This window comes from Campylobacter aviculae, from assembly GCF_005406215.1.
Taxonomy (GTDB): Bacteria; Campylobacterota; Campylobacteria; order Campylobacterales; family Campylobacteraceae; genus Campylobacter_D; species Campylobacter_D aviculae.
In genome coordinates this window covers 47,678-67,907 of the sequence record NZ_NXMA01000001.1, presented here as the reverse complement: position 1 = coordinate 67,907, position 20,230 = coordinate 47,678, and the positions used below count along the sequence as shown (strand labels likewise).

General features: G+C 31.0%; 19 protein-coding genes. 5 read left to right on the top strand and 14 right to left on the bottom strand.

From position 1 onward, the window contains the following. Position 1: 1 nt before the first annotated feature. Positions 2–649: an outer membrane protein assembly factor BamD gene (bamD, locus tag CQA76_RS00320; protein WP_137621467.1), complete on the bottom strand. Its 648-nt coding sequence runs from the start codon at positions 647–649 to the stop codon at positions 2–4. A 164-nt stretch (positions 650–813) separates the two neighbouring features. Between bamD and fliW the strand changes: the two genes are divergently transcribed. The 4 genes from fliW to CQA76_RS00300 all read left to right on the top strand — a co-directional run bounded on the left by fliW (position 814) and on the right by CQA76_RS00300 (position 2,795). Further along, positions 814–1,212 carry a flagellar assembly protein FliW gene (gene fliW, locus CQA76_RS00315; RefSeq protein ID WP_137621466.1) on the top strand — a complete coding sequence of 133 codons (399 nt, stop codon included), beginning with the start codon at positions 814–816 and terminating at the stop codon, positions 1,210–1,212. 170 nt (positions 1,213–1,382) lie between these two features. Continuing rightward, positions 1,383–1,688, top strand: a complete 306-nt coding sequence (locus CQA76_RS00310; RefSeq protein ID WP_137621465.1) for a prepilin-type N-terminal cleavage/methylation domain-containing protein — start codon at positions 1,383–1,385, stop codon at positions 1,686–1,688. After that, positions 1,681–2,349, top strand: a complete 669-nt coding sequence (locus CQA76_RS00305) for a hypothetical protein (RefSeq protein WP_137621464.1) — start codon at positions 1,681–1,683, stop codon at positions 2,347–2,349. The genes CQA76_RS00310 and CQA76_RS00305 overlap by 8 nt, the downstream gene beginning before the upstream one ends. Further along, a complete protein-coding gene (locus CQA76_RS00300; protein WP_137621463.1) occupies positions 2,346–2,795 on the top strand; it encodes a hypothetical protein in 450 nt (149 codons plus the stop codon). The genes CQA76_RS00305 and CQA76_RS00300 overlap by 4 nt, the downstream gene beginning before the upstream one ends. A 447-nt stretch (positions 2,796–3,242) precedes the next feature. Here CQA76_RS00300 and CQA76_RS00295 read toward each other — a convergent pair whose 3' ends face one another. Continuing rightward, a complete protein-coding gene (locus CQA76_RS00295) occupies positions 3,243–4,469 on the bottom strand; it encodes an MFS transporter (protein ID WP_269747296.1) in 1,227 nt (408 codons plus the stop codon). Continuing rightward, complete coding sequence (locus CQA76_RS00290) at positions 4,447–6,609, bottom strand: alpha-galactosidase (protein WP_137621462.1); 2,163 nt, start codon at positions 6,607–6,609, stop codon at positions 4,447–4,449. The genes CQA76_RS00295 and CQA76_RS00290 overlap by 23 nt, the downstream gene beginning before the upstream one ends. An 897-nt stretch (positions 6,610–7,506) precedes the next feature. Here CQA76_RS00290 and CQA76_RS00285 point away from each other — a divergent pair. After that, the gene (locus tag CQA76_RS00285) at positions 7,507–7,707 is read left to right on the top strand and encodes a hypothetical protein (RefSeq protein WP_137621461.1); all 201 of its coding nucleotides are present in this window, start codon (positions 7,507–7,509) and stop codon (positions 7,705–7,707) included. Between the two features lie 98 nt (positions 7,708–7,805). Here CQA76_RS00285 and CQA76_RS00280 read toward each other — a convergent pair whose 3' ends face one another. The 11 genes from CQA76_RS00280 to leuS are packed head-to-tail and all read right to left on the bottom strand — an operon-like array spanning position 7,806 to position 20,222. Then, the gene (locus CQA76_RS00280) at positions 7,806–8,450 is read right to left on the bottom strand and encodes a uroporphyrinogen-III synthase (RefSeq protein WP_137621460.1); all 645 of its coding nucleotides are present in this window, start codon (positions 8,448–8,450) and stop codon (positions 7,806–7,808) included. Next, the gene (gene thiE / locus CQA76_RS00275) at positions 8,428–9,060 is read right to left on the bottom strand and encodes a thiamine phosphate synthase (protein ID WP_137621459.1); all 633 of its coding nucleotides are present in this window, start codon (positions 9,058–9,060) and stop codon (positions 8,428–8,430) included. Before thiE ends, CQA76_RS00280 begins: the two co-directional genes overlap by 23 nt. Beyond that, entirely contained in the window at positions 9,050–9,862 is an 813-nt protein-coding gene (gene thiD, locus CQA76_RS00270) for a bifunctional hydroxymethylpyrimidine kinase/phosphomethylpyrimidine kinase (protein WP_137621458.1), read from the bottom strand. Before thiD ends, thiE begins: the two co-directional genes overlap by 11 nt. Beyond that, positions 9,862–10,545: a 3-methyladenine DNA glycosylase gene (locus CQA76_RS00265; protein WP_137621457.1), complete on the bottom strand. Its 684-nt coding sequence runs from the start codon at positions 10,543–10,545 to the stop codon at positions 9,862–9,864. The genes thiD and CQA76_RS00265 overlap by 1 nt, the downstream gene beginning before the upstream one ends. Then, positions 10,542–13,508 (bottom strand): DEAD/DEAH box helicase, encoded by a 2,967-nt coding sequence (locus CQA76_RS00260; protein ID WP_137621456.1) that lies wholly within the window; start codon positions 13,506–13,508, stop codon positions 10,542–10,544. Before CQA76_RS00260 ends, CQA76_RS00265 begins: the two co-directional genes overlap by 4 nt. After that, positions 13,508–13,906: a bactofilin family protein gene (locus CQA76_RS00255; protein WP_137621455.1), complete on the bottom strand. Its 399-nt coding sequence runs from the start codon at positions 13,904–13,906 to the stop codon at positions 13,508–13,510. The genes CQA76_RS00260 and CQA76_RS00255 overlap by 1 nt, the downstream gene beginning before the upstream one ends. Beyond that, positions 13,843–14,745, bottom strand: a complete 903-nt coding sequence (gene pgp4 / locus CQA76_RS00250; protein ID WP_137621454.1) for a peptidoglycan metallopeptidase Pgp4 — start codon at positions 14,743–14,745, stop codon at positions 13,843–13,845. The genes CQA76_RS00255 and pgp4 overlap by 64 nt, the downstream gene beginning before the upstream one ends. Continuing rightward, positions 14,732–15,901, bottom strand: coding sequence for a Mur ligase family protein (locus tag CQA76_RS00245; protein WP_137621453.1), 1,170 nt, complete (start codon positions 15,899–15,901; stop codon positions 14,732–14,734). The genes pgp4 and CQA76_RS00245 overlap by 14 nt, the downstream gene beginning before the upstream one ends. Then, entirely contained in the window at positions 15,882–17,300 is a 1,419-nt protein-coding gene (locus CQA76_RS00240) for a hypothetical protein (protein ID WP_137621452.1), read from the bottom strand. The genes CQA76_RS00245 and CQA76_RS00240 overlap by 20 nt, the downstream gene beginning before the upstream one ends. After that, on the bottom strand, positions 17,284–17,796 hold the full coding sequence (gene lptE / locus CQA76_RS00235; RefSeq protein WP_137621451.1) for an LPS assembly lipoprotein LptE: 513 nt from the start codon (positions 17,794–17,796) through the stop codon (positions 17,284–17,286). Before lptE ends, CQA76_RS00240 begins: the two co-directional genes overlap by 17 nt. Further along, a complete protein-coding gene (leuS, locus tag CQA76_RS00230; RefSeq protein WP_137621450.1) occupies positions 17,793–20,222 on the bottom strand; it encodes a leucine--tRNA ligase in 2,430 nt (809 codons plus the stop codon). Before leuS ends, lptE begins: the two co-directional genes overlap by 4 nt. Between the last annotated feature and the right edge of the window lie 8 nt (positions 20,223–20,230).

Below are 20,230 nucleotides of genomic sequence, written 5' to 3'. Positions count from 1 at the left end.
TCTAAAATTTTTCAAATACACTTCTATACCAAGGAAGTTCGGGTTTAATAATGTTTTGCTTATAAAATTCGCTTTCTTGTAATTTCTGCTGATAAACATCTGCGCTTTCAATACGTCCTGTTCTATTATATAAATCTCGTATTGTATCATTAAGATAAAAAACTGCTAAATTAAATTTAGTCAGCATTGTTTGAACTAAAGGTTCATATTCCGTATAAGGATAATCTTGTAAAAAAGCACCTATTTCTTTTTGACTCTCGAGCATTAAAGCTTGATTGCGATTTGGTACAGCAAAAGCATCAAATTTAGCCTTGATTTTTAAATAACGGATATAATCAGCATTGCGAGAACTTCCAAATTTTTTATTGTATTCATCCAAATAAAATTCAGCCAATTGATATTCTTCTTCATCAATATGTGCTTGTGCTAAAATAATCAAGGTAGTTTCCAATAATGGGCTAGCTATATGTTCACTCGCCATACCATTATAATGCTCATCAGCTTTTTCTAGATCCTTATCTTGCAAATCTTTAATGATTTGTTGATACCATTCGCTTGCAGTTAAGTTATATAACCCTTCATTACTTTTTGTACTACAAGCATTGATTAAAATTCCTAATAAAATAAGAAAAAAAATATTTTTTTTCATAATTTGCTACCTTATAATTTAACTTAAATATCTTAATTTAAAATCATTATTTTATGATTATTTTTTGTAAATTATAATAAATTTAGATAAATAAATTCAAAATTTGGAACTAATATTGCTTATTTTATGATAGAATAATAAATTATAAATCTTGAGGAGAAAAAATGACTCTAGCTGTTAAATGTCCCATTTTAGGTTTTGAAGAAACTAAAAATATGGAATTTTCAACTATAGACGAAGTATTTGTAAGATTAAAAAGCCTTGATGGGAAAAATTTTTCATTTGTGCTTATTAATCCTTATCTTATAAGACCTGATTATGAATTTGATATACCTACTTATTATCAAGAATTACTTTCCTTAACACCTGATTCTAATATGAAAATATACAATATAGTAGCCATTGCTAAAAGTATAGAAGAATCAACTGTAAATTTTTTAGCCCCTGTGGTTATCAATCTTGATAACAATACTATGGTGCAAGTTATCCTTGATACGGTCAATTATCCTGATTTTTTTCAAGCTGATCAAATTTCAAACTATATTAAAAAGAATGACAATTAATTAGAATTGATTGCTTATTTTAGAAATTTAATCAATACTAAGTAAAAAATATTTTATAGTATTTTTCTTTCTACCTCAAGATAAATACTATGATTTTAAAAATTTAAGATCGTAAAGCTTGTTTTTTGAAAAGTTAATAAAAAATGTTTCAACAATTAAGGTAAAAAATATTGAAAAATGCTTTTTCACTTTTAGAATTGGTTATTTCTATGATTATTTTAGGTATTATTTTTATAGGCATTTCAAAATTGTTCTATTATTTTGATAGAAATTACAAAAATTTAAATCTTTTTGAAAAGCTATATGGGCTACAAAATGAACTTTATATTCATCCTAACCAAAAAGATATCATCATTTATAATCAGCATTTAAAGCCTATAAACATAAAAGAATATTATCTTGATGATGGATTATTTAAATTTAAAAGACTTCATATTCAAGATCAAAATTATAATATTTATTTTTCTAATGAGTAAAGCTTTTAGTCTTTTTGAATTGATCATTGTACTTATCTTGCTAGGGTTTATAGCAAGCATACTTTCTAAACCCTTATGGGAAATTTACTATTTTAATCATCAAAATTTAAAAACAAACGATCTTATACTCAAAACTCACTTAACGCTTTTAAGGATAGAAAAATTACTTCAATCCTGTATCAATATAGACACAGATAATTATTCGCTAAGTTGTTTTCTAAAAGATGACTTATTGACTCTTGATGGTAAAAAAGCACACTTGCTTAATTCTACTTTGATTTTAGAAAACAATACCACTTTATATTCTCCAAAAAGCGATTTGCAAACTCAGTTGCAAAATAGAAAAGCGCTTTATAAAGATGAGCAAAATATCCTTTATGCTTTAGTTAATCATCAAATTCAAAAAATTTTCGTTTCTCAAGAAAACAATTTATCTAGTTCTTTTAAAGGAAGCTTTATCCCTATAAGTGCTGAGTTAAATCTCGCATTTAAAAACAATCAGATTTATTATGAAATCAAACCAAAATTTAATGATGAATTGAAACAAAGTGCTATTTTAGCTGAAAATATAAGTTTTTTCAAAATACAAAATTCTAAGTTAAAAATATGTATAAAAGATCAAGTTCAAGAATATTGCCTTGAAAAAAGATTATTTTTATGAAAAAAGCATATATTTTAATCACCCTTATCCTTTTAATCTCTTATTTAGGATTTTGGTTAAGTTTAAACACCACACTTTTAAGTTACACGCCAAGGCTTATAAGGGATACATATTATTATCTACAAGCTCAAATGCTTATTGATGAAAAACTTGTCAAATATTTATTATATAGAGCTAAATTAGAAAATAAAGAATGTTTAAATTCTATCACTTTAAATTATCCAAATCCAAACGATAAAATTCAAATCACTTATCATTACCCTATCGCTCAGTGTCAAAATTTTAAACTCACATCTATAAACCAAGATGCAAATTTAAGTAAAGATGGAATTATAATTGCCCACATTAGCGTAGCATTAAATTCACAAAAAGGGGTTAATGATGAAATTTTAATCAACAAGACTTTTATTTTACACACAAAAAAGAATTTTTGGCTTAAAAAATAAAATTTACCTTTATGTGCTGAAAAATTTAGAGAAGAATAGTTACTAAAATAATTTCTAATGTCTGAAAATAAAGATAAAATATTTAAATTTAAAATTAACCCTAATGACTCAAAAGAGAATTAAATAGTAATATAATGATCTAAAAAAATAGTTATTATCAGAAACCAAAATAGATAATTAAAGATAATTTCACAAATCAAAAATTTTTATACAAAGCTAAGAAGACTATTCTAGTATTTCAATTAAAAACGACGAACAGAAAATTCAAACCATAAGAATCAATATGAGATGTATTATAGATAAATTAAAACAATCAAAAGAAAAAGCAAACAAACCCAAACAGATCAAACTTTTTGATAATCTGGACTAGTAAGGGTTTGAAAGTATTGTAAAAAGAAATCCGCGGAGACCTCAAACTCTTTATTTTAACTTTTCAAATTCTCTACATTAGTCTTTCCTTAAAGTACTCAGTGTGAAAGCTGATATCGCGGTAACAATCAGAGTAATCATTCCCAACACAAGATACGTATTCTGAAATCCCATACGATCATACAAGTAACCAGCAAGAGTAGAAAGAGGTATTGCAGCAAGTAGTTTAGAAAGGTTAAAACCGACCAAATAAACGGTTGCTGACAATCGGGTGTTAAATATTGTCGTAATATATTTGAACACTCCAATCAGCAAAAATGGAACTTCAAGACAGTGAAGCATTTTAAGAATCACAACTTCTGTAACAGTAGTGGCAAAAGCAGAACCGGTAATGCGGATGGTCATAATTGCCCCCGCAATAAGCAGGGCATTTTTGGCACCAATGCGATTAATTATCCATGGTACAAAGAACATAACAATGGCATTACAAAACTCACCTGCAGTAGTAACAAACCCAAATGCCCTTGTTCCTGCTTGAGGATTGTCAAAAAATGAACGAAAAAACGTGGCAAACTGCTGATCAAATACTTCATAGACACAAGCAACGCCAATCACATATAAAATAAACATCCACATCCGACGCATGCGAAACAGACTGAAAACCATTCTAGCAGAAATCGGAGAAGAGTTGGTACTCTGTGCATTTATAACCATTGCCGTTTGACTGGTACGGCTCGCCAGATACAACAGAAAAAGCAATAATGCACCCAACCCGGATCCTATCCAGAAAACTAAAGAAGGATCGATACTAAAAAGTATTCCGGTCATACTCGCAGATATCCCCCAACCCACACATCCAAACATTCTCACTTTACCGTATTCAAATCCACTACTACGACTGACCCGCTCGATATAGGCCTCAACAGTTCCAGCACCTGCAGAAAACACAAAACCAACAAAAACACCGCCAGTCAGTGCACCTATCCAGATATTGAAGCTCAACAGAGGCTCAAACACATATAAAAAAAATGGAGCGAAAAATAACAATAACAGGCTGATGCTAAGGATCAAATTTTTTTTAAGTCCTAGGCGATCTGATATGTATCCAAACAATGGTTGAAAACAGATACCAAACAACGAAATACATGAAAAAACTATACCAGTTTCTGTTTTACTCAGTCCAATCACATCGGACAGCCATATAGGAAAAAATGGAAAATAGATTGCCATGATGAAAAAGTAGATAAAGAAAAACGGACCAAAAATCCAGAAATCTGGATTTTTATACATGTTTGCAGAATTCATTATTCTTACCATCCACTCTTTCAAGTGCTATCAAAATCGCACTCTCAGGATCCAGTATAGGCAGCTGAATTCCTCCCTGTGTTAGCCATTCACCACTAGCCTCTAAAGGCTGGTTCATCCAGGCTGGTAATTTGCGCATGGTATGACCACCTTCACCGACCACCTGAATTTCTGGATGATCAACAACCCGAAGTCGATAACGCACTTCTGGTATCAGTCCAGGAAAACGAAGTATGCCGGGCAAGGTGTAATCCGGCATTGCAAGCTGACTGATCATAAAAAGTGCTTGAGACTGATCAGGGCTGATTACTCCTTGAACCTGTATTGAAGAATCTGGCATATCCACGCGCCAGAAAACACCTGTATGAATCAGTTGTCGCCATTCTTTATAGAGCAAGGCATACCTACGATAACCATCAGACTCCATCTCATCTGCAGCCACCGGATCTAGCTCTAGTCCCATATGACCAAACAATGCAGTCAGACCACGAAAAGCGATACTGTGCTGTCTGAAAGTTGTATGGCAACGACTAGGGCCAATATGAGCCCCCATCACCTCCGGAGGGAAAAAATAACTCATGCCACGCTGTATGGTACAACGCTCCAGAGCATCATTATTATCAGATGCCCAAAACCGGTGTGTGCGTTTGAGGACTTCAAAATCAATACGCCCACCACCGGAAGAACAAGACTCAAATTCAACATTTGGAAAACGTTCACGAAGAAGATCAAGCAATCTATAGAACTGACGGGTCTGTGCATCTGCTGCTGCACGGCCTTCATGACCTGCTTGCACAAGCTCACGATTCATGTCCCATTTCACATAATCAATCGGATGTTCTCCTAATAACCATGATAAACGCTCATAAATATAATCAAAGGCCTCTGGAATATTTAGATTAAGAACATACTGATATCTTCCGGTTGGCTGGCAATATCCTTGCATTGATAATACCCAGTCTGGATGAAGACGAAACAGATCGGAATCGGGGTTAATCATTTCTGGTTCAACCCATATACCAAACTCCATACCGAGAGATTTCACATGCTTAATAACCGGCATCAGTCCATTTGGGTATTTCTGCTCATCGATATACCAATCACCAAGAGCAGCACGGTCATCATTACGTCCTTTAAACCAACCATCATCAATAATGAAACGCTCAACACCTAGCGATGCTGCACGATCAGCCATCTGCATGATATAATCAGGATTATGATTGAAAAAAATACCTTCCCAGGTATTAAGATGTACGGGGCGGTTTTTTTGATCAGGAAAATGGATAATTTCATCACGCAAAAAACGATGATACTGCTGACTCATTCCATTAAGACCATTCGCAGAGTGGCAGGCATATAACCAAGGTGTGTACAGGGTTTCATTCTTCTTAAGAGCCTTTTCACCGGGCATCCACAGAGCCTCTGCCTGTACATAACGTCTGCCATCAGTTTTTGCCTCACATCTCATGCGATGATTTCCACTCCACCCCAGATGCACTGCCCATACCTCCCCCTGTTGTTCTGAGAAGCCAGGTGTACCGACAATAAGTGCTGGAAAATGCTCATGAGATGTCCGTCCTCTGCGATTTTCCAGCACAAAAGCATCATGAGTGACACGCACCCTGTGCGGCTGAAACTCACGAGTCCAGCGTCCGTGAAAGGCCATGACTTCTTGTGCACGTTCAGCTACCGGTAAAGTGATGGCGAAACGATTTATCCACCAGTCATCCTCTCTAAGATTTGTTAGTGCATGACGAACTTTCAAAACCCCAGACGATGTCATAATCAGCTCACTGATCATACGCAGACCCGCTACTGAATCTTCACTGGTAAGTCTCAAAGTATTTTCGGTATGTTCCACATCAACTGTATGAAAGACAGGATATGCATCTAGTCCATTTCTGTGTCCTTCTAGGCCCGGAGAACTAAAAAGTCCCAGGCCATTTTCAGCCATCAGTGTCAGCGGTGTATCAATATCCAGACGAGCATTCGCAACCGGTCTTTCCAAGCTATCACAGTCATCCGGTGAAAAATGTTTCAGTGCAGAGCCCCACCAGATAATCTCTGCATGTGGATGGGTTTTAATAATTAAATCAGAACGAGAGCTGCTCAGTCTGCAGTACCTTGAATCTGAAATCATAAGACATCTCCTCCTTCGAGTATGTATTAGTGTTAATCCGAAACATTTCGTAAACGTTTCGTATATTTGAGTTAAATCAATTCTAACTACAGAAAATTTAAAAATAACTAAAATTGATTCTAAACTCAAATTTAAAATGAGTATAAGCTACGATTTGTTACGATTTGTTACGATTTTGATCATTCCAGATTAGATTTTGGAGTTAGCTTTAGGCTTGATAAAACGTAACAAGACCTATAACATCAAATCCTGTAAACAGGATATGAGGTTGAGAACTAAATTTGAGAACACTTCTGTTTATAAACTTATATAAGCATACAAGGTATTTCTATACCTCATGTAAATAATTTAGTTTACCTCTTTTAAGAACTTATAATTACACAAAATAAAAAAAGCTCTATGAATTTATGATATCCAAAATTAAAAGGCATAATGCAGGAGATGAGGCTAGAGAACCTTTATACTTCTCCAAAATTAGCTGATTATGATGTGATTAGCAATGGTTGGTATGGTTCTCTATATACGTAAGCCTATAATGGGTAATGATAAAAGTGCTAGCAATGATAAAAGTGCTAGCATGGTAAACCCTTATTTGCAACATTGAGATGTAAAAATATTTGTTGTAGGAGCAAGAAATTTCGCTCATAATGGAGGATATAATAAAATATAAAATCAAGTGGTCATTTGCTTGGCATATACCTCTTATGCAAATTGCTCTCATTTGATTTATAAACTTCTTAACTTATTTTCAAAAAATACTCGATTAGTTTTTATAAGAATACTTATGTTTAAATCAAAAATTACAAAATTATTTTTAAATACACTTTACCAAACATGATAAGTTCCGGATTTTTTTCACTTTATATTATCGTAAATGGTATTTTTGTAGGTCAATTTTTGGGCACAAAATCTTTGGCGGCAATGGGTTTATCAATGCCTTTTATCTTTATACTTTTTACTTTGAGTGATTTAATAGCCATAGGTTCATCTGTTCAAATTGCTTGGTTTAATTCTTTAGTTGCGACTTATCTTTTAGCTGCAAATAAAGTTAAGGAATCTTTGTTTTTTCCCTTATGCAAAGTTTTTTCATACCTATAATTTGCTTATTGATTTTTGCTTTCTTATTTAATTTTTATGGGATATTTATAAGTTGTGTTGTAGCTGAATTTTTAAGCATTTTTCTAGCTTATCGATTTTTAAAAATTTGTTTTAAGGGATAATTCTTTAGCCAAAGTGACACAATTTTCAATGCTTTGTTTTTCGCACACAAAAAGATTTTTAAAATTTGAAAGTTTTTTTGCTGTGCTTTTTCCAATACTTATAGCAATATCATCTTCATGTAAGCTGTAATTTTTAAAAAAATTCTCCACACTCAAAGCAGAGGTAAAAATAAATATCGAAGGATGAATTAATTTTTCATTGCTTGGCTTAAAAATATTTTCATAAACAATAACTTCATCTAAATCAATACCGTTATTTTTCAAATCTGAATTTAAAGTCGAAGCTATAATTTTTGCTCTTAAATAAAGACATTTTTTATTTTTCAATTCTTCTTTAAATTCTTTAAAAAATTCACTGCCATAAGATTTTTTAGCAATTTTGATATTTTTAAATCCTAATTTTTTGGCAAAACAAGCTGTGCTCTCACCTATAGTGTAAATTTCTATATCCAAATTTAAAGGAATTTTGTTTTCTTGTAGAGCTATTAAGGCATTTTTTGAAGTACAAATTAAAGCATCATATAAACTTAAATTGATATCAATATTAAAAAAAATAATCTCATTTAAAATGAGATTTTTCACTCCTTCAAAAGGAGCTTTATTTAGAAGATAAATTGGCACAAAAAGCTTCCTTAAGTTTCTTTGCGCTTAAACAAGGATCACTAGCATCCATAATAGCTCTAACAACAGCCACTCCGCTTAAATCAATACCTTTTAATTCAGATATCACCTCTTCATCAATCCCACCTATAGCCACTACAGGTATGGGACTTTTTTTGCAAATTTGCTCTAAAGTTTCTAAACTTATAAGGGAGCTTTCTTTGGTTGGCGTTGTCCTAATCGCACCACAACCTAAATAATCAGCACTTTCTATAAAATCAAGTTGTTCTAAGGTTTTTAAACTTAAACCTATGATTTTTTCCTCTCCTAAAAGCTTTCTTGCGATCTTAACTTCTAAATCTTCTTGTCCCAAATGCACGCCATCAGCATTTAAAGCTAAGGCTATGTCGATTCTATCATTAATTAAAAAAGGTATTTTATAAGTTTTACAAAGTTTTTGCACCTTTTTTCCTAGCTCATAAAACTCACGAGAATTTAGTTCTTTTTCACGCAATTGAATTATACCAACTCCACCCTTAATAGCATTTTCAAGTATATTTAAAAATACCTCATCGCTTCTTTTTCCCCTGCTTGCAACAAGATATAATTTTAAATCAAGATTATTTTTCACTTAAAAACCTATAAAAATGATTGGTTGGCCCACAACCTTTTCCTAAATTTAAAGAATAATAAATCGCATTTTTAACGTATTCTTTTGCACTACTAACTGCTTCTAACAAATCATAACCCTTGGCTAAATTACTTGCAATAGCCGAAGAAAGAGTGCATCCTGTTCCATGTGTATTTTTAGTCTCTATACGCTCACCTTTTAAAACATGAATTTCTTTACCATCAAAGAGTATATCATTGGCATTATTTTCACTATGTCCACCTTTAAGTAAAACGGCTTTAGCACCCAAAGTACATAAATATTTTGCCGCCTCTATCATTTCTTCTTCATTTTTGATTTTAAAACCACAAAGAAATTCCGCTTCTGGTATGTTTGGAGTGAGTAAATCCGCAAAAGCAACAATCGTTTTTTTAAAAAAATCACAATTTTCTTCAGGCATTAAAGCGTAGCCATTTTTAGCAAACATCACAGGATCAATAACCAAATTTTGTGGTTTATAAAGTTCTAAATTTTTCGCAACACAGCTCATAAGCTCACAACTTCCTATCATTCCTATCTTAGTTGCTTTTGGCACTATATCTTCAAAAACAGCTAACATTTGCTCATCCACACTTGAAGTTGGCACGTCATGTACTGAAATAACCCTTGCAGTATTTTCAGCCACAACACTTAAAATCACACTCATGCCAAAAAGCTCGTGAGCACTAAAAGTTTTTAGATCTGCTTGAATTCCAGCTCCACCACTACAATCGCTTCCCGCTATTGTTAAAATAGGAATCAAATCACTCCCTTTTGCTCTCATCATCCCTCCTTTAAAATTTGAATTAATTTTTCACCCTCAAGGCTTAATTTTTTACCCTTAAAAGCGAGTTTTCCAAAAGCAACAATCAAAGCATGAAAAATCTGATAAAGCTCATAAAGCTCATAAGATTTGTTTAAAATTTTGCATAAATCTTCTTGTTCGTTTTCTATACCACTCTGAAAAAATTCCCTTAATTCTTCATAATCTTCAAATTCATATCCTAAAAATAAAGCAAGTCTATGAGTGTAACTATCGACAACCAAAATTTCTCTTTTGCAAAGATAGTTTAAAATGCTATCCACACTTTCAAAACCTAAACCTTTAATCTTTAAAAGCCATTCCCTAGAAACATTTTCCTTAAAATTATCCAAATCATTGTATTTTTTCAAAATCGCTTCAATTAAATCTTTTAAACGCTTTGCTTTGGTATTGTAAAATCCACTTGGCTTTATAAGCAATGCAAGTTCATTATTTTCAATTTGACTGATTTGATCTAAAGAAGTGATTTGAGAATTTCTAAGATTATTTAAAGCTTTTAAGACATTATTCCAATTTGTATTTTGTGTTAAAATAACTGAAACCAACAACTCAACATCACTCAATCCTTGATTCTCAAGCCAATCAAATTCTTTAAAATTCAAATTTAAACTCAATAATCTTTTAAAAATTTCTGCTCCATTCATCTAATATCCTTTGAGATATTTTGTTTTTCATCCATTTTTCTTAAATATGTTAAAATAGTCTCAATAATATCATCATCATCTTTACTTCTTGCTTTGATCAATTCTTTCTCGTCATTAAAATTTACAAATTGGATATTTTGTTCAAAATTGCTGATTATTTTAAATTTACCTAAAGCTAAAATTTTGATCATCATTAAAGATAAAAATTGCTTCGTATAAACATCAAGTTTTCCAAAACGATCCTCGATTTCACCCTCGATTTCATAAATTTCATTGACTTTTTGACACTTGCTTAAACGACGATAAAGTTCAAGCCTTAGGCGATCTTCAGAAATCAATTCCGAATTTAAAAAAGCATTGATATTTAATTTTAAATCGATCTTTTTCTCTTCAAAACTTTCTTTTTTGGTTAAAGAATGAAGCTCATCTTCTAGCATTTTCAAATACAAACTAAGTCCTATTTGCTCTATATGTCCACTTTGGTCGATTCCTAATAAATTTCCACCGCCTCTGATTTCAAGATCATGATAAGCCAAAATGGATCCTGCTCCCAAAAAAGAATTGCTCTCTAAAGAAACCAAACGCTTTAAGGCATCTTGCGTAATTTCATCTTTATTTTCAACCAAAAAATAACAATATCCTTGCTTGTCGCTTCTCCCAACCCTTCCACGCAGTTGATGTAAATCAGCCATTCCAAAACGATCACTTTTTTCTACAATAATAGTATTTACATTAGCTAGATCAATTCCACTTTCAATTATAGAAGTGCTTAAAAGCAAATCATATTCTTTATTTTCAAATTTAAGCATTTCTTCTTCTTGTACTTTTGCATCAATCTTAGAATGTAAAATCAAAATTTTCAAATCCTTAAAAAGCTCAAGCAAATGTTTTTTACACTGCTCGATACTTGCTATGTGATTATGGATATAAAAAATTTGACCCGCTCGTCTTAATTCTCTAGCTATAGCTTCTTTTAAAAGAGCGTCATCACTCTCTTTAACAAAAGTTCTAACATCCATTCTATCTTCTGGCGGAGTTTGTAAAACACTATAAGATTTTATAGAGCTTAATGCTTGGTTTAAACTTCTTGGAATAGGAGTGGCTGACATAGATAAAAGGTGTGAATTTTGGGTTAATTCTTTTAATTTTTCTTTTTGTTTCACTCCAAATTTGTGCTCCTCATCTATAACCACAAGGGCTAAATTTTTACATTCTAAATTTAAAAGTGCGTGAGTGCCGACAACCACACAAGGTTTTTCTCGTTGTAAATATTCTAAAAGCACTTTTTTCTCTTTAGAATTTGTAAAACGATCGAGTTTAAAAACAGGAATTTCAAAATTTTCAAAACGTTTTTTTAAAGTTTTAAAATGCTGATGGGATAAAAGTGTTGTAGGTGCAAAGAAAAAAACACAAAAACCACTTTTAACCACAGGGTAAATGGCATTCATAGCGACTTCGGTTTTTCCAAAGCCTACATCTCCACTTAAAAGCCTATCCATGACTTTACCGCTTTGAAAATCTTGCAATATTTCTTCACACACTTTAACCTGATCTTCTGTATAAGAAAATCCTGCTTTTGAAACGAAATATGCTTGATCTGCGTAATCAACTTTAATTGTCTTTGGTTGAATCAAAGCTCTTTTTGCTGCCATAGCAACAATCTGTGAGGCAATGGCTAAAAGCTTAATTTTTAATTTCTCTTTTAATTTAATAAAAGTCGTTTTGCCTAAACGATCTAAAAGAGGTATGGAACCACCTGCACCTAAATATTTATCAATAAGATATAAATTTTCAACAGGTAAAAGAAGTTTATCACTATTTTGATATTCAATAGATACAAATTCTTTTTTAGAACCTGCCACACTAATCATCTCAAGACCTAAAAATTTACCCACACCGTAATCTTCATGGACGATAAAATCACCCTGCTTTAATTCATCTATAATTAAATTTGTTTTACGTTTTTGTTTTTGCTTTTCTTTTTTATTGAGCGAAATAATAAGCTCTTTATTACTAATTAGATTTAAAACAAGCTCACTTTTTTTAAAATATATATTTTTAGATTCATCAAGTTCTAAAGCCTTAAAAAGACCTTCATTTTTGGCTAGTATTGTGATTTTTTTATCTTGGTGAAAATCAAAAAAATCTTTATTATAAAAACTTCTTAAATCCCTATATTGATTTGCCTCAGGAATAATTTTAGTGTTAATTTTAGACAAATCTTTTTGCCATTCTTTTTCATCAAATTTTTTAATGCTAACAAAATCAAGCTCCAAGTAATCACAAAAATCATCTATACACCAAAAGCCCAAAGAATTAATATCATTAATTAAAGCATTGCTTTTAAAATTTTCTAAGGTATTTTTAAAATTTTCATAATTTTGATTAGAAAAATGAGTTAAAAAAGGGCAAATTTCTAAATTCTCGTATTCAATCGGTATAGATTTTTGTGTTATAAGATCAAATTTTCTAATACTTTCTATTTCTTCATTAAAAAGCAAAATTCTAGTTGGAAGCTCTTCGTTGATACAAAATATATCAATTATTTCTCCTCTAATGCTTACTTCTCCTTTATCTTGCACCATATCAACAAATTCATAGCCCAACTTTACAAGCTCATCGCAAAATCCACCGATATTAAATGTATCTTTTTTAGATATAACGTAATTTTTTAGATGGTTTTTAGAAGGAAGTTTCTTTAAAATAGTGGATAATGGAGAGATTAAAATTTTACCATTATTTTCTTTATGATAGGCATTTAAAACCTTACAAAGCTCAAAAAGCTCTTTGGAAAATGCTCTTAAATCATCTCCAAATTCGGCTCTAAAATCAGGTAAAACAAAGGTTTTTAAGCCTTTAAAAATAGAAACTTGGGATAATAAAAAAGCCTCTTTATCATCTTCGCAAAGTATTAATTGTGCTACATTAGAACCTTGCAAGTATTCAAAAAAACTTGCTTGCATTATTCTTCTGGTGCATTCTCTATCAATCTTACAGGATCATCCTGTCTGATTTTACTTACCCCATTAAAACGACCACCATTTTCTATGGCTAGTTCTTTGATATTAATATCCCCATTAACCATACCGCCGGTTAAAATTTCTAAACTATTAGCTTCTAATTCACCTTCAAAATAGCCATTTACAACTATTTTATCAGCTTTAAGCTCTCCTTTTAAATTTCCATTTTTTCCAATCACAACTATACTTTCAGAATGTATAACTCCATTAAGCTCCCCATCTACATGAAGCATAGATGCGAAATAAAATTTACCTTCTATTCTAGCACCCGAAGAAATTACTGTTGTTTCTGAGTTTGAGCTAGGTGCTGTGCTGTTACTGCCTTTACTAAAGATTGCCATGGAACTCTCCTTTCTTGATTAAAAAAATGATTCATATTTTTTCTTTGTAAATTTAAAAAATACAATGGCTCTAGAGTTTTATTAATAAATCTCACCTCATAATGTAAATGCGGCCCTGTCGAAAGACCTGTATTTCCACTATATCCTATCAATTGTCCCTTGGTTACAAATTGTCCTGCCTTAACCACATCTTTTCGCATCATATGAGCAAACACGGTTTTAAAACCAAAATTATGAAGTAAAATGACATTATAACCATATCCGTTATCACTATAACCTGCAAATTCTACAACTCCACTAGCTGAAGCACGAACAGGTGTACCCATTTCAGCCCTTAAGTCAATACCTGGATGAAATTCCTTTCTTTTTAAAAGAGGATGTTCTCTCCAACCAAAATTTCCCGTAATACCTTTATTTTCTATAGGCCATCCATTTGGAATTTGTTTTAAAATTTCAACTTGTTGCTCATTGGTGAGTTTAAGATTTTCAAGCCTATCCGTGATCGTAAGATTATTTTCAGCTTCTAAACCTAATGCTTCTTCAAAGGAAGCTATTTTATCTTCAATTGCTGCATATTCTTTTGCTTTTTCTTCAACTTTTTTTTGCATTTGGATATTAGACAATTCCAATTCTTTACTCTTTTTCAAAAGCTCTTCTCTCTTTTTGCTTACATCGGTAATTTTAGAATCAAGATATTGGATATAAAAACCACTAAAAATTAAAAATAAAAGTACAAAACTAATAATATAAATAAAAATTTTTTTAATAATTTGATTTAAATAAAAATGTTTAGAACCATTAATATCTGTAATGGTGATTGTAAATTTATTTTTTATCACTCCATTCCTTTAAAAAATTTTCTACCAACGCAAAAGATCCAAAAACTAAAGTTTTCTTTTGCTTTTCCAAAGAAATAAATTCTTCGCACCTAATCCCCAAAATATTTGCTATTTTGTAAATTTCATCATCAGCCAATTTTCTTTCCATGCTAACATATTTATATATTTTAATTGTATCAATAATAGGCTTTAATGTTTTTAAAATTTCAAAAATATCTTTATCTTGATAAGAATTATACACTAAAATCAATTTTTCGCCTATAAATTGATCACGTAAAGCAACTGCCGCCATTGTATTATGCCCTACATCAATATACAAATTAGGTGTCAATTGCTCACAACGTCCTTTTAAGTTTAATCTTTCTAATTTTAATAAAGCTGACTTTAATTTTTCTTTAGAAATCAACAATTCAAATGCATTTAAAGCAAGATAAAAATTATGTTTTAAATAATTAGACAATTGATATTTTTGAACATAATTTTCAGCATATTTTAATTCTTCACTTTCTAATTTCCAAGAAATTTTTAAATCAGTTTTCTTTAAAAATGCAATTTTTTTTGCTAGATCTAGTACTACTTTATCTTGATCAGATGAAATTAAAGCCTTTTTAGACATAGCTTTAAGTTTTGTTCTTGCAATTTGCTCTAAAGAATTCCCTAAAATTTGCATATGGTCAAATCCTATTTTTGTAAAAATACTCATTTTTTTTTCAAAAACAGAAGTAGCATCATATTCTCCGCCCAATCCTGCTTCAAAAATCACATAATCACATTCTCTAAAAAGTATTATTGCAAGAAAAGTGGCATATTCAAAATAACTTAATTTATTTAAATCTTTTTGAAAAATTTTTTCCAATTCTTCATGCCCTAACTCTAGTTCCTTATCGCTAAGAATATCTTTGTTCTTATAAAAACGCTCTTTAAATTCAAATATATGAGGACTGGTGTAATGTCCAACACTATAACCTATACTTTCTAAAAGCTGAACTAAAAAACGTCCTGTACTTCCTTTACCATTAGTTCCAATGATTTGGATTACAGGTTTAGCTAAAAGTCTATCTTTGTACTTTTCATACATCCTAAACATTAAAAAGCGATCTATTTTATCATAGCAAACACTTTTTTTTGAGAGAAAATCACTGATCTTGTTGCTCATCTTCGTTTATATTATTTGCCTTATTTAAATCTTCAATTTGACCAATCAGTTTTTCTAAAATATTTGCGTCCGGATCGCTTTGTTTGTCCAAATAAGCTGTATTGATCTTTGGAGTTATCACGTCTTGTTTATAGATAAAACGAAAGTTTTCAATAGTATTTAAATTTTCTTTTACAAGCTGTGCAACTTCTTCTTTACTTTTACCAGGAGAAATTATCAAATAGCTTTTTTCATCAATCATCCAAAGTTCGTCAAGTTCAGCACAACTATCTTTTAAAATTTTTTTAAAACGAACAAAAATTTCATTTAGACTACCCAATCCATATTTTTCCATAATAAAACGATAATTTTGAATAGAAAATAATGCCAATGAATAATTAACTTTATATTTATTGAAATTTTCATCCAATTTATCGAGCTCTTTAACAACTGTCCAAGCTTCTCTTTCTTCTAAATTCTGAGTGAATTCGATCTGAGTATTTAAAGAATTAATTTTTTCATTAAGCTGCTCAAGCCTTTTCTTTAAAAATTCAAAACTAATTTTAACTTCACCTTTCTCGTCTGGAACTAAAGTATTGAAAAAATCCATATTTTTTTGATTGGTTTTACCAAGCAATGCGAAAAGTTCATAGATTTTTTTTAAATTCTCGTTAAAAAAATTTAGATTTTTTTGAATATACATATTATCAACCATAATTCTACGACTGACAATATTTAAAAGTTCTTCTTTAAATATATCTTCAGTTATCATAAAAGGCTGCTGAATTAAATTTTGTGAAAAACTTTGAATTTTTAAATCCTCAACTAAAGAAGGGTTTAAACAAGAAGATAGAAGCTCGCAAAAATATTCCAAACTTCTTTCATTAAGTTTATTTAAGAGTTTTTTAATAATTATATCAAAATCATCATATCTTCCAACACCATATTTTCTAATTTCGCTATCTAAATCATTTTCTTCATATTTTTTTTCAAATTCTTTCCATTTTTTGGCAAGCAAATAAATACTTTCACTATCCATAGTTTTAGAAATTCGTATAGAAGTAATTTTAGCCAAATCCCTGATTTTTTTATCTTTACTTACCTGTAAAGCTTTACACAGAGTGGATAGAAAATCAAAAAATTCGCTAAATTGCTTTCCGCTTTGCCTATTGAGTATAGAAATTAAAAAACTTACTAATTCTTCAATAGTACGGACAGATTTTGAATTAAGCTCTTGCTGATAGTTTAGCAAAAGCAATGCTTTATATTTATCTAATTTTGCTTTATTGGAAGTTGTAAGTTTGTATTTTTGGGCAAATTCTTCAAATACTTCAGTATAGTTTTCAGGAGTGGGACGAAGCTTTCTCTCCTGAAGAGCAATCAAAGTTTTTTTTGCTATCTCATTAATATTGGGTAACACGCTTATGCCCTTTAATAGCTATTACTGAAATAAATTCATCAAAAGCCTCATTTGAAGCTGCACGAATAGCATCATAACGCGCAGAATCACTTATAATACTATTGGGTGAAATATCAAAATTATAACTACCACTTGTATTAAAACGCTCGCTAGAGCCATCTTTAAACACTACATAAAATTCTAAATTTAATTTAGCCTTATAGCTTACAACATAACCATTTTTATCATAAACTAAGGGAATAAAATCGAGGCTACTCATTCTGACATTAATTGTATCATCTGCTTCATGTTTTAAAGCAAGTTTGCGTCCAAGTTTTGAAATAATTATTTCTTTAAGAGTATCTGCCACAAAAATACTATTTCTAGGATCTTGAAGATTTAGTTCCACGTTAACATAAACCTTCTCATCAAAGATATTATCAGCTATTTTTGAAGTTGGAACATAACCACAAGCCGAAAAAAACAGCACTATAAAACTAATAAAAACTTTCTTCATTTGATCACCAAATTAACCAATTTTCCTTCGATATAAATTTCTTTAACTATATTTTTATCTTGAATCCATTTAAAAACACTTTCTTTAGCCATTTTTAAAATTTCGTCCTTATTGGCAGAACTTGAAATTTCTATTTCTGCACGTTTTTTTCCATTGATACTTACGGCTAAATTTAGCGTATCTTTTACAAAGACTTCTTCTTTAAGTTTTAAAATTTTAAAATTTTCACATCCAAAAAGTTGTTCGCTCAATTCAAAACATACATGAGGAATAATAGGCTCTAAAATGTTTAAGATAATGTAAAAAGCTTCTTGCTCTAAGGCTTCATTCTTGCAGATTGAAAGCGCGTTTAAAGCTTCCATACAAGATGCAATCAAAGTGTTAAATGCAAAGGTTTGAATATATACTTCTTCGGATTTTTTCAAAGCTTCATATACTTTTAATCTCGCATATTTTTCTTCTTTATTTAAATTTTCTTGCTTAAGCTCTAAAGGCTTTCCTTTTTTAACATTTTGTGCCCTATCATAAAGTCTGCAAATAAATCTATAAGCACCCTCAAGTGCATCATCGTTCCATTCTAACTCTTTCGCAGGTGGTGCAGCAAATAAAATAAACAATCTTGCTGTATCGGCTCCATATTTTTTAATAATATCATCAGGATCTACAACATTGCCTTTAGATTTTGACATCTTAGCCCCATCCTTTAAAACCATACCTTGAGTTAAAAGTCTATCAAAAGGCTCATTATCAGTTAAATATCCTAAATCTCTTAAAGCTTTTTGAAAAAATCTTGCATAAAGTAAATGTAAAATCGCATGCTCAATGCCACCAATATATTGATCAACATTCATCCAATATTTCATGCTTGGATCATCTAATGCTTTTTCTTGCCAAGTTTTTTCATCACTTGCAAAACGTGCAAAATACCAAGAACTTTCAAAAAAAGTATCCAAAGTATCTGTTTCTTTGCAGGCTTTAAGACCACATTTTGGACAAGTGCATTCTTTCCAAGTTGGGTGCTTTTCTAAAGGATTTCCTTCTCCAGTGATCTCTATATCTTCAGGTAAGATAATAGGAAGGTTTTCTATTTTTTGTGGAACTATGCCACATTTTTCACATTTGATCATAGGAATAGGAGCACCCCAATACCTTTGACGCGAAACTCCCCAATCTCGAATTTTAAAATTAATGGTTCTTTTTCCTATTTTTTTATTTTCAAAATAAGTGATAATTTTATCTCTTGCGATATCACACTCAATTCCACTAAATTCACTACTCTCTATGAGTTTTCCTGATTTTTGTGTATATGGAAGTTTAGATTCGCATTCAATTACTTTTTTAATCACGAGATTGTATTTATTTGCAAATTCAAAATCTCTTTCATCGTGCGCAGGAACAGCCATAACCGCACCACTTCCATAATCAGACAAAACAAAATTAGCCACCCATACAGGAATTTTTTCCTTTGTTAAAGGATGTAAAACATAGATATCTAAAAAATAGCCCTCTTTATCAGCACTTTGCCTTTCTCTTGGAGTTTGGTTTTGAATTTGTTTGATTTTTTCAATTACCTTAGATTCTAAATAAGAATGATTGATAAGATTCTGGACAATTTTATGATCAACTGATAAAGCAATATAACTTACCCCATATATCGTATCAGCGCGCGTGGTAAAAACACTTATATGATTTTCTTGGCTTTTTTCTTGGCTTTTTTCATCTAATATAAGCTTAAATTCAAGACCCTCGCTTTTTCCTATCCAGTTTTCTTGCATGGTTAATACTTGATTTGGCCACTTACCTTTTAAATTCTCAAGTTCTTTTAAAAGCTCATCCGCATAAGCTGTGATTTTTACATAATATCCTGGCATCTTTTTTTGGACAACTTCATGCCCACAGCGCCAACACTTTCCATCTTCTACTTGCTCATTTGCCAAGACCGTTTGATCTTGCTCGCACCAATTAACATTAGCCTCTTTGGTGTAAATCAAGCCTTTTTCATACATTTTAATAAAAAATTCTTGTTCAAATTTTGTATAAAGCGGATCAGAAGTAGCTAAAATTCTTTTTTTTGAAAAAGAAAAACCTAAAGAAAAAAGTTCATTTTTCATATAAGCTATATTTTCATAAGTCCAAGATTTTGGATGCACCTTGTGCTTAATCGCAGCATTTTCAGCAGGCATACCAAAACTATCAAAACCTATGGGATGCAAAACATTATAACCTATCTTTCGGTAATATCTTGATATAGCATCCCCTATGCTATAATTTCTAACATGTCCCATATGGATACGCCCACTTGGATAAGGAAACATTGATAAAATATATTTTTTAGGTAAAGAAAAATCATTTTTTGGCTCAAAATAATCGTTTTTATCCCAAATTTCTTGCCATTTTTTTTCTATATTCTTTGCTTCATAAGCCATCAATATTC

Coding starts and splice junctions, on each gene's coding strand:
- bamD (WP_137621467.1), bottom strand. CDS start 649: ATGAAAAAAAATATTTTTTTTCTTATTTTATTAGGAATTTTAATCAAT.
- fliW (WP_137621466.1), top strand. CDS start 814: ATGACTCTAGCTGTTAAATGTCCCATTTTAGGTTTTGAAGAAACTAAA.
- CQA76_RS00305 (WP_137621464.1), top strand. CDS start 1,681: ATGAGTAAAGCTTTTAGTCTTTTTGAATTGATCATTGTACTTATCTTG.
- CQA76_RS00300 (WP_137621463.1), top strand. CDS start 2,346: ATGAAAAAAGCATATATTTTAATCACCCTTATCCTTTTAATCTCTTAT.
- CQA76_RS00295 (WP_269747296.1), bottom strand. CDS start 4,469: ATGAATTCTGCAAACATGTATAAAAATCCAGATTTCTGGATTTTTGGT.
- CQA76_RS00290 (WP_137621462.1), bottom strand. CDS start 6,609: ATGATTTCAGATTCAAGGTACTGCAGACTGAGCAGCTCTCGTTCTGAT.
- thiD (WP_137621458.1), bottom strand. CDS start 9,862: ATGAGAGCAAAAGGGAGTGATTTGATTCCTATTTTAACAATAGCGGGA.
- CQA76_RS00265 (WP_137621457.1), bottom strand. CDS start 10,545: ATGAATGGAGCAGAAATTTTTAAAAGATTATTGAGTTTAAATTTGAAT.
- CQA76_RS00260 (WP_137621456.1), bottom strand. CDS start 13,508: ATGCAAGCAAGTTTTTTTGAATACTTGCAAGGTTCTAATGTAGCACAA.
- CQA76_RS00255 (WP_137621455.1), bottom strand. CDS start 13,906: ATGGCAATCTTTAGTAAAGGCAGTAACAGCACAGCACCTAGCTCAAAC.
- CQA76_RS00245 (WP_137621453.1), bottom strand. CDS start 15,901: ATGAGCAACAAGATCAGTGATTTTCTCTCAAAAAAAAGTGTTTGCTAT.
- lptE (WP_137621451.1), bottom strand. CDS start 17,796: ATGAAGAAAGTTTTTATTAGTTTTATAGTGCTGTTTTTTTCGGCTTGT.
- leuS (WP_137621450.1), bottom strand. CDS start 20,222: ATGGCTTATGAAGCAAAGAATATAGAAAAAAAATGGCAAGAAATTTGG.